This is a genomic window from Streptomyces sp. NBC_00094 (assembly GCF_026343125.1).
Classification (GTDB): Bacteria; Actinomycetota; Actinomycetes; order Streptomycetales; family Streptomycetaceae; genus Streptomyces.
The window spans coordinates 2,806,711-2,823,098 of record NZ_JAPEMB010000001.1 but is presented as its reverse complement, the minus strand read 5'-3'; the positions used below and the strand labels follow the sequence as shown (position 1 = coordinate 2,823,098).

Here is a 16,388-nt window from a genome sequence, read left to right as displayed (position 1 = left end):
GCGTTGCCGAAACGCCCCCATAACTCCGTTATGAGGGCGCTCCGGCGCCTTGCGATGCACCGCACCAGACCCCGCGACCTATCCGACCCTGATCCGCCGGACAGGCCCTAGTGTCCTGAGTCGGAGATTCGTCGGCAGTAGGCGGCGACTTTGTCGAGGATCTCGTCGGCGGTTTTCGTCCAGACGAAGGGCCGGGGGTGGTCGTTCCACTCGGCGAGCCAGGACCGGATGTCGCGTTCGAGGGCCTGGACGGAGCGGTGGACGCCACGGCGGAGCTTCTTCGTGGTGAGTTCGGCGAACCATCGCTCGACCAGGTTCAGCCAGGACGAGCCGGTCGGGGTGAAGTGCAGGTGGAAACGAGGATGCGCCAGCAGCCATGTCTTGACGGCCGGGACCTTGTGCGTGACGTAGTTGTCCAGGATCAGGTGGACCTCGAGGTCTGCGGGCACTTCTTTGTCGAGCTTGACCAGGAACTTCTTGAACTCCACCGTGCGATGGCGGCGGTGGAGCGAGCCGATGACCTTGCCGGTCGCGGTGTCGAGTGCGGCGAAGAGAGTGGTGGTGCCCGCGCGCACGTAGTCGTGACTGCGGCGTTCGGGCACTCCCGGCATCATCGGCAGGACCGGCTGGGACCGGTCCAGCGCCTGGATCTGCGACTTCTCGTCCACGCAGAGCACCAGGGCCCGCTCCGGCGGATCGAGATACAGCCCGACCACGTCACGGACCTTGTCGATGAACAGAGGGTCCTTGGACAGTTTGAACGTCTCGGCCCGGTGCGGCTGGAGGGCGAAGGCCCGCCAGATCCGTGAGATCGCCGACTGCGACATCCCGGTCGCCGCGGCCATCGACCGGGTCGACCAGTGCGTGGCGTCCTTCGGGGTCTCCTCCAGCGTCTTGACGATGACGCGTTCGACATCGGCGTCGGTGATCTTCCGCGGAACACCGGGCCGCGGTTCATCGCACAGGCCGTCGAGCCGGCGTTCCAGGAAGCGCCGCCGCCAGGCCCGGACAGTGTCCGTGGTGATGCCCAGCCGCCGGGCGACCTCCGCGATCGCGTGTCCGTCCGCGCTCTCCAGGACGATCCGTGACCGCAGCGCCAACGACTGGGCACTCGAACGACGACGCACCCACGACTGCAACATCTGCCGCTCGGCATCGGACAACACCACCGGCGGGATCTTCGGTCCAGGACGACTCACACCAGACCAACGACGAATCTACGACTCAGGACACTAGCTGTATTGACCCGGAACGTTGTTGACGCGGCTGATGGGCGGGTGCCCGTTGAGTGCGGTGTGGCAGCGGTGGTGGTTGTAGGTGTGGAGGAAGTCTGTCAGGGCTGCGCTCCGCTGTTCGTTGCTCGTGTAGGGCCGTAGGTAGGCCCACTCGTCGAGCAGGGTGCGGTTGAAGCGTTCGACCTTGCCATTGGTCTGCGGCCGGTAGGCCCGGGTCAGCTTTCCTGTGGCGCCGAGGGCGGCCAGGGCGGCCTTCCAGGCCAGGCCCTTGCGGTAGGCCCAGGCGTTGTCGGTCAGGACCCGTTCGATCCGCTCGATGCCATGAGCGCGGTAGAACGCGGCGGCGCGGGTGAGGAAGCCCGCGCAGGTCGCGACCTTCTCGTCCGGGTGGATCTCGCTGTAGGCGAGGCGGGTGTGGTCGTCGACCGCGGAGTGGATGTAGTCGAAGCCCATGCCGCGGATCGGCCGGCCCGCGTCGCGGCCCAGGACTCGGTGGCCGCCGCCGTCGGGGATCCGGCCGAGTTTCTTCACGTCGACGTGGACGAGTTCGCCGGGCCGGTCGCGTTCGTAGCGGCGGATCACGCTGCCGGTCGGACGGTCGAACCAGGACAGCCGATTCAGACCGTGCCGGGTCAGGATGCGGTGGACGGTCGAGGCGGGCAGCCCCAGGACCGGGCCAATGCGGGCGGGGCCCAGTTTGCGGGCCCGACGCAGGTCACAGACTCGCGCCTCGACGTCGGCCGGGGTCCGGTGCGGTGTCGTGCGAGGCCGGCTGGACCGGTCGTGCAGCCCCGCCTCGCCTTCGGTCCGCCAGCGACGGATCCACTTGTGGGCGGTGGCCCGCGATATCCCCATCTCGGCGGCCACATGCGCGACCGGGCGGCCCGAGCAGACGCGTTCGACCAGCAGGCGCCTACCGAAGACGGTCAGCCGGGCATTACGGTGGGACACGAAGACCTCCGTGCGGTGAGTTCCTAGACAGCTCCCACCACACCGGAGGTCTTCGCCATGTTCAAGACCTACCGCATGTCAACAACGCTCGTGATCAATACACCTAGCCCCGGCGGATGGTGATCGTCGTCCAGGCGCCGACGTGCACCCGGTCGCCCTCCTGGAGCTGGACGGGGACGTAGGGCTGGATCGGCTCCTCGCCGCCGTTGACCGTGGTGCCGTTGGTGGAGTTCTGGTCCACCACCGCCCACGAGCCGTCCGGCTGCTGCACGAGCACGGCGTGCTGGTGCGAGACGCCCGGGTCCTCCGGCGGCACCGACAGGTCGATGTCGGGGGACTCGCCGGTGGAGTGCCGGCGGCGGCCGATGGAGATCTGGTTGCCCTGGAGCGGCAGGTGCTTGTCCGGCGAGTACGCGGGCAGGTTGAGGCCCGAGGCCTCGGGCCCGCTGCGGTGCATCATCGCCATGAAGTACTCACGGTCCGGGCCGATGACCGCGGTCCAGCCCAACGGCTGCTGCGGCGGCTGGAACTGCTGCTGCGGCGGCGCCTGATGGTGCTGCTGGTGCGGGGGCGGCGGAGGGGCCTGGTGTTGCTGCTGCTGGAACTGCTGCTGCTGCTGCGGAGGCGGCGGGGCCTGGTGCTGCGGCGGCTGCGGCTGGGCCGGCGGCGGCAGGAGCCAGTCGTCGTCCGCGCGGGGCTGCGGCGGCGCGGGCGGCGCCGGGGCCTGGGCCGGTGCCTGGGCCTGCGGCGGAGCCTGGAGGTACGCGGGCGGAGCCTGCGGCTGCTGTACGGGCGGCTGCGGGGGCTGCTGTACGGGCGGCTGCTGCATCGGCGGGCGCTGCGGCGGAGCCTGGTGGTGCGTGGGCTCGGCGCCCAGCGGCTCGGCCGGACGGTTCACCTGCGACGGCCGCGAACCCTGGTAACCGAAGGGGTCGTGCGGCTGCTGCTGCGGAGGGGCCGGCGGCGGCGACTGGAAGCCGGGCGGCAGGTTCAGGCCGGGCGGCGGCCCGGACTGCTGCGGGGCCAGCGGCGTGTACGAGGTGGCCGTGTTCGTGAGGAAGTTCCAGCGGCACTCCTCGCAGAACGGCGCCATGTGCTCACGCGGGGTACGGCACTGCGGGCAGAGCTCCGCCTGCGCGGTCGCGTTCGGGTCACCCCCGGGACCGAAGCCACCGGGAGCACCATGGCCACCGGGAGCACCGTGTCCACCGGGACCGAAGTCACCGGGAGCGCCGGGCGGCGGGCCCATCGGCGGCTGACCGGGGCCGCCGGGCCCCGGGTATCCGTACGCGGGCGGCGGCGGGGGAGGCGGCGGAACGGCACCCGCAGGCGCGCCCGCCCCGGCCATGCGGTGGCCGCAGACCTCGCACCAGTCGTCGGAGACCGACTGGTGTCCGTTCGGGCAGGTCGGCATGTCGGTGCTTCCCCCTCTCGTCGTCCGGCCCGGCGGGCCGGGCTACCTCTTGACGCGAACGGTCTTGGTGGAGCGCGTTTCGAGTGTCATCTCGTCCGCTTCCGCGACCTTCGCCTTCAAACGCACAGTACCTGTCGCCGCGTCGACGACGTCGACCACCTTCGAAAGCAATTTCGCCGTATCCGCGTTGCCGGAGGCCGCCGCGAGCTGGACCGCGCGGCCCAGTTTGGCGGTCGCGCCGTCACGATCGCCCGATTTGCGGGCATCGAGACCCTGCTGGATGACGTCCGCGAGCTCCGCCTGCCCCGTGTAGTGGGCGACCTGCGGGTTGATCGAGGTCGACATCGCCAGGTCGTCCGTCCACACCGCCCGTACCAGCCCTTGAGACAGCGGCCGCGGGTCGCCGCCCGCCGGGTCCGGCGCGATCAGGGACACCCGGGCGGCGAGCATCTCCTGGCCGATCGAGGCCCGCGGGACGCGCACGCTCACGTGGTAGTCGCGGGACTCGTCGCCCCACGAGCCCGTCGGGTAGTCCCCGGCGCGCGGACCGGCCTCGGTACGCCGGTGCGTCAGGTCCTCGACCGTCGGCGCCACCTGCTTCACGTACCCGATCTCCACTCCGACCGGCGTCCACAGGCGCAGCACGACGTCCGCCACGCCCTTGCCCATCGCGTTTTCCATCATCGTCGTGAAGTCGGCGGCGAGCCCGGCCGGGTCGGCGACGATGTCGGCGGTGCCGAGGAGCGCGGAGGCGATGCCGGTGACCTCCTTGACCTCCCAGTCGGTGCCGACCCCGCGCGCGTCACAGGTGAAGCGGCCCGCGCAGGCGTCGAGCGCGGCCCGCAGCTCCTCCGGCGCCTCGTGCTCGTTGCGGCCGTCGGTGAGCAGGATGCCGTGCCGGATGGAGAGGTCGGCGGAGGAGAGCAGCCGGTCCGCGAGGCGCAGCCAGGTGCCGATCGCCGTGCCGCCACCCGCGGTCAGACCGCGCAGCGCCTCCTTGGCCTCGGCCCGGGTCCGGGGGTCGGCGACGGCGAGGCGGCCGTTCCCCGGGTAGACCTCCTTGGCCACGTGCGTGCCGGCGACGACGGCGAAGGAGGTGCCGTCGCGCAGGGTGTCGACGGCGGCGGCGGTCGCCTCCCGCGCGCCGCGCATCTTGGTGGCCGGGTAGTCCATCGAGCCGGAGCAGTCGACCATGATCACGACACCGGCCGTGCCGCCGCCCGCGAAGCCCGCGAACCCGCCGCTGGTGCCGCCGCCGGTCGAGGTGACCGTGACGATGGCACTGACCTCGCGGCCGCCCTCCGGCAGGAACTCGTTCTGGTACACGTCCACGGAGAACTGCGGCGCGGTCGGCTTGGAGAAGTTCGCCATCTGTTTCGGCTCCTCGGGCGACGACGGGGAAAGGGAGAAGGGGGAGGGGGGACCGACGGCCGCGCTCAGGCGGATCCTGCCCCTGGGGAGGTGAAGGTGAACGGCAGCAGCGCGACCGTGATGTTGTCGTGGCCTCCGCCGTCGAGGGCGTGGCCGACGAGGACCTGCGCGCCGTGCAGCGGGCGGTCCGCCGCGTCCGGGGGGACGACCCGCGCCATGTCCTCGGCGCCCTCCGCGTAGTTCCAGAGCCCGTCCGTGCACACCACGACCACTCCGGACCGGTCCGGCTTGAACGCGGCCGTGTGCGGGTCCAGTTCGTACGCGTCGGCGCCGAGCCAGCCGGTGATCGCGTGGGCGCGCTCGTCCGCGTGCGCCTCGGCCTCGCTCATGAGCCCCGCCGCGACCATCTGGGCGGCCCACGAGTCGTCCTCGGTGAGCCGGACGGACGGGGTGGTGCGGTCGTCCGGCACCCAGTAGACGCGGCTGTCCCCGACCCAGCCGACGATGAGCAGGCCGTCGGCGACGACGGAGCCGACGATGGTGCAGGCGGGGGAGTTGCGGTGCGGATCGTGCTCCGCGCCGCCCTGACCAGGCTCCTCCGCGAGGGAGTTGACGGCCTCGGAGGCGGCGACGATCGCCTCGTGCATCGCCTGCTGCGGGTGGATGCCGCGGGGCAGCGCGGCGAGCAGCGAGGCGCCGGCCGCCTGCGCGGCGGCGGCGGAGGCCTCGTCGGGGCGGGTCGCCGAGGAGACGCCGTCGCAGACGATCGCGAGGGCGGCGGGGGAGCCGTCGGGGAGGGTGGTCGCCGAGACGGCGAACGCGTCCTCGTTACGGTGGTGGCGCAGGCCCCGGTCGCTGACGGCGGCGACGGTGTCCAGCTCCCGCTCCATGTGGTCCCGCTCGCGGGGCTGCGCGTGCCCGCAGTTCTCGCAGTAGCCGTCGTCGTCCACCCGCCCGGCCCGGCAGGCCACGCACAGGTGTGCGGCAGCCGCGGCGGAGGCGGCCGCCGGCACGGGTGCCGGTGCCGGTGCCTGGGCCTGGACCGGCGCCTGAGTCTGAGCCTGGACCGGATCCACCTGGACCGCCGTACGGGGGTCGGGGGCGGCGAGCTCGAAGTCTCCGCCGGTCCCGCCGGCCGGGGGCGTGCCCGCACCCGGTGGCACCGGTCCGTCCGTGCGCACCGCCATCGTGGGCAGGTCACGGCCACCGGAGTCGGTGCCCGGCAGGTCGCCGGGGTGCTGGGTCATCGTCGAGAGCGAACCGGCCTCCCGTGGCGGGGCGGCCGGCCAGACCACGGGGGTGCCGATCGCCACGGTCGGGCGGTCCGGCTCCACCTCGGCCGCCGGGACGGCCGACAGGTCGTAGCCGCACGCCCCGCAGAACCGGTCACCCGACTCCAGCGGCTCCGCGCAGCCCGGGCAGGCGGCGATTCCGTGCGACGGCTTCGGCTTCTGGGACATCCTCACACCCACGTCCGGGGGCGGAAGCGGTTGGCCCGCTCCACCAGTTCGATCCTCTCCTCGCCCCGCTGGGCGAGCCGGGCCAGCACCCGGTACGAGCGTTCCAGGCCGAAGCGCAGTCCGCGCTCGTCCAGTTCACTCCCGAGCAGCAGTGCGCCGCCGCCCGGTGCCGCACCGGGACTCCCGGAGAGTACCCAGTCGAGGGCCGTTCCGAGGACCTCCGTCGACAACTGCTCCCGGCGCACGGGGTCGAGACCGAAGCCCTGGAGCGCGGAGACCTGCGCCGCGGCGGCCGTCAGTTCGGTGCCGAGCGCTTCGTGCGCCGGGCGCCGCCGCAGCCGCGCCCGCACGGACGCGACCCGGGCCGCCGTGTAGTGGATCGAGGCCTCCGGTACGGACTCCAGCGTCCGAACGGCTCCGGCGCGGTCGCCCGCCGCGAGCCGCACCCGGGCGAGCCCGAAGGCCGCGCTGACGAAGCTCGGGTCGGTGGCCCACACCAGGCGGTAGTACTCGGCGGCGTTGTCCAGCTGACCGAGGACCTCGGCGCAGATCCCGAGGGCCAGCTTCGGCGCCGGCTCCCCGGGGAAGGCGTCGTAGATCGCGTCGAAGGCCAGCGCCGCGTGTTCGTGGTCCCCGGTCACCAACGAGGCCACGCCCCGGTACCAGACCACCCGCCAGTCGTCCGGGTCCCGCTCCTCCAGCGCGGCGAGCGTCCGTACGGCGGTGGGCAGGTCGCCCAGCTCCAGATGGGCCCGCAGGGTCCGCAGCCGCAGCTCGGCGGAGGGCGCCGGCGCGGCCTGGAGCGCGCCGAGCAGCTCGGCGGGGGCGGCGGCCGACAGCCCGGCGAGGAAGCCGGCGTTGGGGTCGCCCCCGTCGACGCGCGGCACGGGCAGCGCGAGCGCGGTGGCGGGCGTGTCGAGCGCGGCGAGCAGCCACCCGAGCCCGGGCCCGGCGGCGGGAGGAACACCAGGAGCAGCGGCAGGAGCAGCACCCGGAGCGGTCCCGGGCCCGGCAACCGCACCCGCCCCGGCAACCGCAACCGCGCCGGCCCCCGCACCGGCGGCAGGCAGGGCCCGCCGCCCGCCGCCCCGCTTCCCGGCACCCTTCCGGGCCCCCAGCAGCGAGACGTCCTCCGTCAGCTCGGCGAACAGCACGGTGTCCGTCACCCGGACCTCCGCGCCGAAGAGCGTCGACAGCGCGGGGCGGGGCCGCCCCGACTGGAGCGCCACGACCTCCCGCAGGACGCCCGTCAGCTGCTCCGCCATCTCCTGCGCGGAGGAGAACCGCCGCGCCGGGTCCGGGTCCGTGGCGCGGATCAGGAAGCGGTAGAACGACTCGTACGTCCGGAAGACCGCGATGTGCTCCGGGTCGGGCAGCGAGTCCACGAACACGTTCGTGTAGCCCTGGAAGTCGAAGGTCATCACGGCCAGCGTCCGCGCCACCGTGTACAGGTCGCTGGCGACCGACGGGCCGACCTCGGCCACCTCCGGCGCCTGGTAGCCGACCGTGCCGTAGATCGCCGACTCCTCGTCGTCCATCCGCCGGACCGCGCCCATGTCGATGAGCTTCAGCTGGTCCTCGGACTGGATGGCGTTGTCGACCTTGAAGTCGCAGTACAGCAGGTTCCGGCTGTGCAGATGGCCGAGCGCCTCCAGGGCCTCGATCCCGTACGCGCAGGCCTGCTCCACCGGCAGCGGGTCGCGCCGGCCGTCCGGGGTGCGCCGGTCGTTGGCGATCTCCTTGAGCGACTTGCCGCCGACGTACTCCATGACGATGTAGCCGTCCATGGAACCGGTGCGCTGGTCGAGGTGCTCGACGAAGTTGTAGATCCGGACGATGTTGGAGTGCTCGATCTCGGCGAGGAAGCGGCGCTCCGAGATGGCCGCGGCCATCGCGTCCTGGTCGCCGGTGTCGAGCAGGCCCTTGAGCACGACCCAGCGGTCGGAGACGGCCCGGTCGACGGCGAGGTAGACCCAGCCGAGCCCGCCGTGCGCGAGGCAGCCCGCGACCTCGTACTGGCCGTGGACGATGTCCCCGCCCCGCAGCTTCGGCACGAAGGAGTACGGGTGCCCGCACTTGGTGCAGAAGCCCTCCGTACGGCCCGGCCGGTCACCGCGCGAACGGCCCACCGGGGCCCCGCAGTCGGAGCGGGAGCAGAAACGCTTCCGCTCGGGAACCTCCGGGTTCTCCATGACCGCACCGCGCGGGTCGGGACGCGGCACCTCCGGGATCGTCACCAGGCCGGCGCCCAGCCGGTTCCGGGCGGACTGTCCGGTCGACGCACCCGAGCTGCGCACCGACACCGAGCGGCCGCCGGTGTTCCCGGAGAGCGAGCGCGAGAGGCGGCCGGAGACCGAGCGGCGGGAGGTAGACGAGCGGGACGAGGCGCGCGAGGACGCCCGCGAACTGCTCCGCGAGGAGCTCGAATCGGGCCCGCCGACCCCGGCTCCGACCCCGGTTCCGATCCCGGAGCCGCGCCCCGAGCCGAGTCCCGTGCCGGTGCCCCTGCCGGGCACGGCGATGCCGGTCGGCGTCGAACCGATCAGCCCGCCGGGCGCGACGACCGGCGCGAGCCCGCAGGTGTCGCAGTACAGCTCACCGCCGCCCATGTCCTCGTACGAGCCCTCGCACGAGGGACGCTGACAGCTCCCCACACCCGTCTCCCCGCTCACCACTGTCGTCCTCCGGCATCTCTCGGGCCGGACAGTACGTCCGCCGCGGCCCGCTGGTAGCGCAGCACGGCCTGCTCCGCGGCCCGCAGGTCGCAGGGCGCGCTCCACAGCATCCGGCGCGCCGTGTCGTACCGCTCGATGAGCAGCGGGTCCTCCGCCGCTCCGAGCCGTGCCACCTTCGCCTTGTACGCGTCGAGCCGGCCGCGCAGCTCGGCCCGGACCGCGAGCGGCGCCGTGACCGCGGTCAGCGACTCCCTGGCCCGCAGCAACTCGTCCTCCGCCTCCCGCTCCAGGGACTCCAGGAGGGGGGACAGCCGGTGCCACTGGGCGTGCCTGCGGTACTCGGCGGCGGCCGCGAGCCGCTCCTGGAGGGCCGTCGGCGGACCGCTGACGGCCGGCACCTCGGAGGCGGCGATCTTCGCGAGGACCTCGCCGCGCGCGGACCGCGCCTCGGCCAGCGTCCGGTCCGCGCGGGACAGCACGTCCCGCAGCCGCAGCAGCCGGTCCTCGGAGTCCTGCCGGACCGCGAGGACCGCCTCGATCTCGCGCCGGATGTCCTCCAGGGCCAGGGCCGCCCGGTCGTACCGCGCGGTGTCGGGCCGGCCCCCGCCGGGCGCCGAACTGCCCACCGCGGGGCGCCAGAAGGCGAGCGGATCGGTCACGACCTGGGAGCGCAGCGCGGTCAGCTCGGCCGTGATGTCCTCCAGCTCGTCCCCGGCCGGGTGCTCCCCGGGCCGCACGCCGACCGAGTGCGCCAGCGAACGCGTCCGGCCCAGCTCCGCGGCGAGCAGGTCTATCCGGGCCGGCAGCGCCGACCAGACGGCGTCGGCGGTGACGACCACGTCGAGCGAGGAGGCGTACAGCTCGTTCATCCGCCGGACGAGCCCTTCGAGCGTGAACCGCTCGGAGAGCAGCCCCCGCTCGCCGGCCCCTCCCGCGACGAGCACGCTCTCGCCGCGCAGCCGGTCGGTCAGCTCCACGAGCTCGTCCCGGCCGGGCCAGCGGCGCCGCCCGCGCACCTCACCGGCGTCCCGCAGGGCGCCCGTGTACACGTCGAAGCAGGTCCAGAGCAGGGTGATGGTCCGCTCGGCCGCCGCCCAGCGGTCCCGGGTCGTGCCGGTCAGCTCGGCCCCTTCGAGCAGCCTGCGGCCCGCGTGGTCCTGGAGGGCGAGGAGCGAGTCCTCGACCGCCTTGTGCTCGGCGCCGAGCCGCGCCAGCGCACGGTCCACCTCGTCCCGGTCCATCACCGGCCCAGGAGGTCCCGTGACGCCCATCGTTCACCTCTTCCGCCGCGTGTACAGGGGCTGCTTGCCGGGGCTGTCGGCCGGGTCACTTGTACAGGGGTGCGGGCGGCCCGGTTATCCCGGGCAGGTCCGCCTTGAGCCAGTGCGTGTACGCGGCCTGCCAGGGGCCGTTCCGGTACGCCACGAGGACCTGGTTGACCCGGCGGACCAGGTCGTCGTTCCCGAGCTTGGCGGCCACCCCGTAGTACTCCGTGGTGAACGGTCTGCCCTTGAGCTCGACCGCCGGGTCCTGCGCGGCCTGGCCGGCCGCGAGCGCGTTGTCGGTGACGACCGCGTCGACCTCGCCCAGCTGCAGCCGGGCCAGGCAGTCCAGCTGGTTGGGGACGGTCAGCAGGTCCTTGTCGTCCTTGGTGCCGTCGCCCTCGTCCTTGAACACCGCGCCGAAGGAGTTCTCCTCCAGCGCCTCGTAGGCCGTGGAGCCCTCGGCGGTGCAGACCCGCTTGCCGCGCAGCGAGGAGTCGTAGCCCGTGATGGACTCGGCGCGCTTGGGCGCGAGGACCTGCTGACCCGCCTGGAAGTAGGCGGTGGAGAAGGCGACCTGCTGGATCCGCTTGCAGTTGATCGTCATCGTGCGCACGACGAGGTCGACCTTGCCGCTGTCCAGGGCGGCGATCCGCTGGTTCGTCGGGATCGTCCGGAAGATGACGGCGTTCTCGTCGCCGAGGATGTCCCGGGCGATGGCCCGGGCCAGATCGATGTCGAACCCCTCCAGCGTGCCCTTCTCCGGATTCCGGTAGCCCCAGCGGTAACTGGACTGGTCGACGCCGACGACCAGCTTCCCCCGGTCCTTGATCGCCTGGATCGAGGGGCCGTCCGCCGACGAGGGCCGCAGCGAGGCCTCCGGGTTCTCGCAGGTGTCCGCCTTCGCCGGGAGCCCGACCTGGATCCCGGTACCCACACCGGGGCCGGGTCCGGTCGTCCCGGGAGCCGCCTCGGCGTCGCTCCCGTCGTGCGCCAGCGGCAGGAGGGTCAGTGAGGCGGTGAGCCCACAGGCCACGGCCATGGCGGCGACCCCGCCCCAGCCCCGCAGGCGCTTCGCGGCCCACCGCACCAGCGGGTCCGTGCCGTTCGGCATCCCGCCCCCTCTCACCGGTACTCCGACAGTCTGCGGTTGATGCCGAGCACGGCGCCGGCCGCGCCCAGGATCCCGAGGGCCAGCGCGCCCAGCGGCAGTGCCTTCAGCGCGTCCCTGGCGTCCCCGGCGGAGCGGGTGAACTCGGCCTGCTCGTGGCCGAGGGCCCGCTCCAGGGCCGCGTCGACCTGGTCGAAGGACTGGCCCGTCGTCTGCTTCGAGCCGACGATCCGGCCCAGCGCGCCCTCGAAGTTGCCGGCCTCGTCCTCGGCGCGGGCCTCCTTGTGGCGCTTCTGCCACTCGCCCGTACGCGACGCCGCCTCGTCCACAGGGCCGCGCCCCGCGTCGTCGTCGGCGAGCTCCCGCGCCGCGGCGAGGGCCTCGGTCAGGGCGGTCATGCTCGCCGCGTAGTCCGCCTCGTACTTGTCGCTCTTGCCGTCCTCGGTGAGGACGGAGCCCCGGGCGACCAGGGTCAGGTTCTCGTTGGCGCGGGCCGTGAGCGAGCTGATCCGGGCCTCGTTGAGCACCTGGAGCGACTCCTGGCCGTGGGCCCTGGCCGCGCTCAGCTCCGACCGCGCGAGCGTGTGCGCGGCGAGCAGCCACACCAGCACGACCAGCGCGGCGGCGGTGGCGGCGAGGAGGCCCTGGTTGAACACCCGGTGCGTACGGGCGTAGTTGCGGCGCTGCGCCCAGACGAGCACCGCGAGGGCGAGCAGGCCGAGCGCGAGGGAGAGGAAGGGCCAGGTGCGGGCGGAGTCGTCGTCCCCGTGGAGCCGTGAGGTCTCCGCCGCGTACAGCCGCTCGGCGGCCGGCAGCAGTTCACTGGTCATCTGCTGGTTCGCGTAGCGCAGGTAGGCCCCGCCGAGCGGCAGGCCCTGCCGGTTGGCCGCCCGGGCGCGCTCGATCAGGCCCGTGTAGCGCGGCAGCTGCTCGTTGAGCGTGGCGATCTCGCGGGCCGACTCGCTCGAACCGTCCGTGTTCGCCGCGGCCTTGACCAGGAGCCGGGCCGCGGTGGTGATGTCCCGCTGGTACCGCTCCCGGGACTCCTCGGGCTCCAGGGTGCCCGCGAGGAAGCCGCTGGCGGCGGTCGTGTCCGCGTCGGCGAGGGAGCGGTAGACGGCGGCGGCGTCGGCGCTCAGCGGCTGGCTGCGGCTGACCACGTCGTCGGCGGCGGCGGAGCGGTCGGCCACCTCGAAGGCGGTGACCGCCCCGAACGCGACGACGAGCAGCGCGAGGACGGCCCCCAGGATCTGGAGCCGGCCGGGCTCGGTGGTCGCGGCCTCGTGGAGCCGCTCCCGGCCCACGGCCCAGGCCCCACGTCCCGCGGGCGGGCCGCCGGCGGGCGCGGCCGACGGCTGCGCGGGCACCGTGCCCGGGCGCGCCGACGTGGGCGCCGTGCCCTGCGCCGCCGGGTCGGCGGGCGCGGTCGACGGGTATGTCACTTGACCTCCCCCTGGGTCGCTGACGTCGGTCCGTCCGGCCAGCAGTATGGCCTCAGGGGCCCGCCCGCACACCGGGATTGACTCGATCTTGTTCCTATCGTGCCCCATGCCCCCGGCACATCCGCAGGCGAACCCCCTTCACGTGGAATACGCCGCCCGGCCGGAATCGGTTCCGCTCCACCCCGCACATCCCTCGAACAGGTGAACAGATCCGCAGGAGGGCACGCGGATCCCCGGACGGGATCCGCAGGAAGGCGCGCGGATCCCCGGACGGACGGCAGCGCGGGGCGCCCCGGTCACGACGACCGGGACGCCCCGCGCCACGACGCTCAGGCCCCGTAGTGCTCCCGCAGCCGGGCCGCCGCCTCCGGGACCGCCGCCACCTCGTCCAGCGCGAGCAGCCCGGCGCCGAGGACCGGCGGGGCGGTGACGAAGTCGATCGACGCCTTCGGCGCCCGGACGCCGAGGAGTTCGACGATCCGTGCCTCCAGCTGTGGATGGCGCGCGGCGAGGACGCTGCCGCCCAGCATCACCGGAGCCTCCTCGTCGAGCAGCCCGAGCCGCCCGAGCGCCACCGCCGACAGGGCGACGACCTCCTCGGCGAGCCGGTGCACGAGCGCCAGCGCGACCGGGTCGCCCTCCGCGCTCACCCGGAACAGCACGGGCGTCAGCTCGTGCCGCCGCTCGAACGGGATCCGGCCCAGGTGCAGCGCCTCGATCAGCGCGTACATCGTCTTCAGGCCGAAGTGCGCGGGCAGCGCGCGCGCCAGCTCGGTCGGCTCGCCGCGCCCGTCCTCGGCACGGGCGGCGAACCAGAGCGCCTCCTCGGCCATGCCGCTGCCGCCGCCCCAGTCGCCGGAGATCTTCCCGATCGCGGGGAAGCGCGCGGTCCGTCCGTCGGGGGTCATCCCGACGCAGTTGATCCCGGCCCCGCACACCACCGCCACGCCCCGCGGCTCGTCGAGCCCGGCCCGCAGTATGGCGAAGGTGTCGTTGTGCACCCGCACGGACCGGCTCCAGGCCCGCGCCACGAGCGCGGCCCGCAGGCCGTCCTCCTCGACGGGCAGGTCCGCGTTGGCGAGACAGGCCGTCACATGCGCGAAGACGGGCGGAAGGCCCGCGTCCGCGCACGCCCGGCCGACGATCTCCGCGAGCGCGTCGACCGCCGCCTCCACCCCCACCAGCGGAGGCTGGAAGCCGCCGCCGCGCGCCGCGCCGAGGACCGTACCGTCCGCGGCGAGGACGGCGACGTCGGTCTTGCTGTTGCCGGCGTCGACGGCCAGCAGCGTTCCGTTCAGGCCCACGCGAGGTGCTCCCGGTTGTGCGCGATCAGCCGGTCCGTGAGGCCCTCGGCGTACGCGTACTGTCCGACCAGCGGGTGCGCGAGCAGTGCCTTGAACACCCGGTCGCGGCCGCCGCGCAGCGCCGCGTCGAGGGCCAGGTCCTCGTAGGCGGTGACGTTCGCGATCAGACCGGCGTACAGCGGGTCCACCGGTGCGACCGGCAGTGGTACCGCGCCCGCGGGCCCGACCGCGGCCTGTGTCTCGATGACGGCGTCGTCCGGGAGGAACGGCAGTGTGCCGTTGTTGTACGTGTTCACCACCTGGTACGGCGATCCTCCGCCGCCCAGCAGGGACGCGGCCAGGTCCACGGCGGCCTCGGAGTAGAAGGCGCCGCCGCGCTTGCCGAGCAGTGCCGGCTTCTCGTCGAGCGCCGGGTCCCCGTACATCCCCAGGAGTTCCTTCTCCATCGCCGCGACCTCGGCGGCCCGCGAGGGCTTGGTGCCGAGCTCGCGCACCACCTCGTCGTGCGCGTAGAAGTACCGCAGGTAGTACGAGGGGACGACGCCGAAGCGGTCCATGACCAGGCGCGGCAGGTGCAGGTCGCCGGCGATGGTGTCGCCGTGCTCGGCGAGCAGCCGCGGCAGCACGTCCTCGCCCTGGGGCCCGCCGATCCGTACGCCGGTCTCCCAGGTCAGGTGGTTGAGCCCGATGTGGTCGAGGTGGATCTCGGACGGGGTCACGTCGAGGAGTTTGGCGAACTTCCGCTGGAAGCCGATGGCCACGTTGCACAGGCCGACGGCCTTGTGCCCGGCCTGGAGCAGCGCGCGCGTGACGATGCCGACGGGGTTGGTGAAGTCGATGATCCAGGCGTCCGGGTTGGCGCGCCGGACCCGCTCGGCGATGTCCAGGACCACCGGGACGGTGCGCAGTGCTTTGGCGAGGCCGCCGGCTCCGGTGGTCTCCTGGCCGACGCAGCCGCATTCCAGTGGCCAGGTCTCGTCCTGGTTCCGGGCGGCCTGGCCGCCGACGCGCAGCTGGAGCAGGACGGCGTCGGCGCCCTCGACGCCGGCGTCCAGGTCGGTGGTGGTGACGATCTTCCCGGCGTGTTCCTGCCTGGCGAAGATGCGCCGGGCGAGCCCGCCGACCAGTTCGAGGCGTTCGGCGGCGGGGTCGACGAGGACGAGTTCGGTGATGGGAAGGGTGTCGCGCAGCCGCGCGAATCCGTCGATCAGTTCGGGGGTGTAGGTGGAACCGCCCCCCACGACAGCGAGCTTCATGGTGTGTTCAGCCCTTCACTCCGGTCAGTGTGACTCCCTCGACGAACGCCTTCTGGGCGAAGAAGAAGACGAGGATCACAGGGGCCATGACCAGTACGGTCGCGGCCATGGTCAGGTTCCAGTCGGTGTGGTGTGCGCCCTTGAAGGACTCCAGGCCGTAACTCAGTGTCCAGGCGCCCGGGTTCTCGGAGGCGTAGATCTGCGGCCCGAAGTAGTCGTTCCAGCAGTAGAAGAACTGGAAGAGGGCGACGGCGGCGATGCCGGGCTTCGCCATCGGCAGCACGATCCGCAGGAGGGTGCGGAACTCGCCGCATCCGTCGATCCGCGCGGCCTCGATGTACTCGTTCGGGATGGTCATGAGGAACTGACGCAGCAGGAAGACGGCGAAGGCGTCGCCGAACGCCATCGGGATGATCAGCGGCCACAGCGTGCCGGAGAGGTCCATCTGCTGGGCCCAGAACAGGTACATGGGGATGATCACGACCTGGGGCGGCAGCATCATCATCGAGATGACGAGCAGCAGCGACAGGTGCCGCCCGCGGAAGCGGAACTTGGCGAGCGCGTACGCCACGGGGATCGAGGACACCACCACGAGGGCGGTGCCGAGACCCGCGTACAGCAGCGAGTTCCTCCACCAGGTGAGGAAGCCCGGGGTCTCGAAGACCCTCATGTAGTTGTCCCAGTGCCAGGAGTTCGGCGTCAGGTCCCGGGTCAGCGCCTGCTGGTCGCTCATCAGCGACGTCAGGAGGACGAAGACGAACGGGAGCACGAAGAACAGAGCCGCGGCGATACCGAGCGAGTGCACGGCGATCCAGTGCAGCAGCGACCTGCGGCGGGCCAGCTTCTCGGCGGAGCTCGCCGAGGCGCCGGCCGAGGGGCGGACGGGAGCGGTAGCGGTCGTCATGGT

General features: G+C 73.0%; 12 protein-coding genes. All 12 read right to left on the bottom strand.

All coding sequences use genetic code 11. From position 1 onward, the window contains the following. Nucleotides 1-107: 107 nt before the first annotated feature. A complete protein-coding gene (locus OG580_RS12125; RefSeq protein ID WP_267047979.1) occupies nucleotides 108-1,142 on the bottom strand; it encodes an IS630 family transposase in 1,035 nt (344 codons plus the stop codon). A 90-nt stretch (nucleotides 1,143-1,232) separates the two neighbouring features. After that, complete coding sequence (locus OG580_RS12120; RefSeq protein ID WP_267043670.1) at nucleotides 1,233-2,186, bottom strand: IS481 family transposase; 954 nt, start codon at nucleotides 2,184-2,186, stop codon at nucleotides 1,233-1,235. Nucleotides 2,187-2,289: 103 nt separating this feature from the next. After that, nucleotides 2,290-3,600: an FHA domain-containing protein gene (locus OG580_RS12115; protein ID WP_267043669.1), complete on the bottom strand. Its 1,311-nt coding sequence runs from the start codon at nucleotides 3,598-3,600 to the stop codon at nucleotides 2,290-2,292. Between the two features lie 42 nt (nucleotides 3,601-3,642). Next, a complete protein-coding gene (locus OG580_RS12110) occupies nucleotides 3,643-4,971 on the bottom strand; it encodes a VWA domain-containing protein (RefSeq protein WP_267043668.1) in 1,329 nt (442 codons plus the stop codon). Nucleotides 4,972-5,036: 65 nt separating this feature from the next. Then, the gene (locus OG580_RS12105) at nucleotides 5,037-6,431 is read right to left on the bottom strand and encodes a PP2C family serine/threonine-protein phosphatase (protein WP_267043667.1); all 1,395 of its coding nucleotides are present in this window, start codon (nucleotides 6,429-6,431) and stop codon (nucleotides 5,037-5,039) included. A gap of 2 nt (nucleotides 6,432-6,433) precedes the next feature. Further along, nucleotides 6,434-9,040: a tetratricopeptide repeat protein gene (locus OG580_RS12100; RefSeq protein ID WP_267047978.1), complete on the bottom strand. Its 2,607-nt coding sequence runs from the start codon at nucleotides 9,038-9,040 to the stop codon at nucleotides 6,434-6,436. Between the two features lie 59 nt (nucleotides 9,041-9,099). After that, complete coding sequence (locus OG580_RS12095) at nucleotides 9,100-10,377, bottom strand: hypothetical protein (protein ID WP_267043666.1); 1,278 nt, start codon at nucleotides 10,375-10,377, stop codon at nucleotides 9,100-9,102. A 55-nt stretch (nucleotides 10,378-10,432) separates the two neighbouring features. After that, complete coding sequence (locus tag OG580_RS12090; RefSeq protein ID WP_267043665.1) at nucleotides 10,433-11,482, bottom strand: glutamate ABC transporter substrate-binding protein; 1,050 nt, start codon at nucleotides 11,480-11,482, stop codon at nucleotides 10,433-10,435. A gap of 11 nt (nucleotides 11,483-11,493) precedes the next feature. After that, on the bottom strand, nucleotides 11,494-12,921 hold the full coding sequence (locus OG580_RS12085) for a hypothetical protein (protein ID WP_267043664.1): 1,428 nt from the start codon (nucleotides 12,919-12,921) through the stop codon (nucleotides 11,494-11,496). 329 nt (nucleotides 12,922-13,250) lie between these two features. Beyond that, nucleotides 13,251-14,225: an N-acetylglucosamine kinase gene (locus OG580_RS12080; RefSeq protein WP_267043663.1), complete on the bottom strand. Its 975-nt coding sequence runs from the start codon at nucleotides 14,223-14,225 to the stop codon at nucleotides 13,251-13,253. Further along, nucleotides 14,216-15,481 (bottom strand): 6-phospho-beta-glucosidase, encoded by a 1,266-nt coding sequence (locus tag OG580_RS12075; RefSeq protein ID WP_267043662.1) that lies wholly within the window; start codon nucleotides 15,479-15,481, stop codon nucleotides 14,216-14,218. The genes OG580_RS12080 and OG580_RS12075 overlap by 10 nt, the downstream gene beginning before the upstream one ends. Nucleotides 15,482-15,488: 7 nt before the next feature. Next, nucleotides 15,489-16,385, bottom strand: a complete 897-nt coding sequence (locus tag OG580_RS12070; protein WP_267042161.1) for a carbohydrate ABC transporter permease — start codon at nucleotides 16,383-16,385, stop codon at nucleotides 15,489-15,491. Nucleotides 16,386-16,388 lie beyond the last annotated feature (3 nt).

Coding starts and splice junctions, on each gene's coding strand:
- OG580_RS12125 (WP_267047979.1), bottom strand. CDS start 1,142: ATGTTGCAGTCGTGGGTGCGTCGTCGTTCGAGTGCCCAGTCGTTGGCG.
- OG580_RS12115 (WP_267043669.1), bottom strand. CDS start 3,600: ATGCCGACCTGCCCGAACGGACACCAGTCGGTCTCCGACGACTGGTGC.
- OG580_RS12110 (WP_267043668.1), bottom strand. CDS start 4,971: ATGGCGAACTTCTCCAAGCCGACCGCGCCGCAGTTCTCCGTGGACGTG.
- OG580_RS12105 (WP_267043667.1), bottom strand. CDS start 6,431: ATGTCCCAGAAGCCGAAGCCGTCGCACGGAATCGCCGCCTGCCCGGGC.
- OG580_RS12100 (WP_267047978.1), bottom strand. CDS start 9,040: ATGGGCGGCGGTGAGCTGTACTGCGACACCTGCGGGCTCGCGCCGGTC.
- OG580_RS12095 (WP_267043666.1), bottom strand. CDS start 10,377: ATGGGCGTCACGGGACCTCCTGGGCCGGTGATGGACCGGGACGAGGTG.
- OG580_RS12090 (WP_267043665.1), bottom strand. CDS start 11,482: ATGCCGAACGGCACGGACCCGCTGGTGCGGTGGGCCGCGAAGCGCCTG.
- OG580_RS12075 (WP_267043662.1), bottom strand. CDS start 15,481: ATGAAGCTCGCTGTCGTGGGGGGCGGTTCCACCTACACCCCCGAACTG.
- OG580_RS12070 (WP_267042161.1), bottom strand. CDS start 16,385: ATGACGACCGCTACCGCTCCCGTCCGCCCCTCGGCCGGCGCCTCGGCG.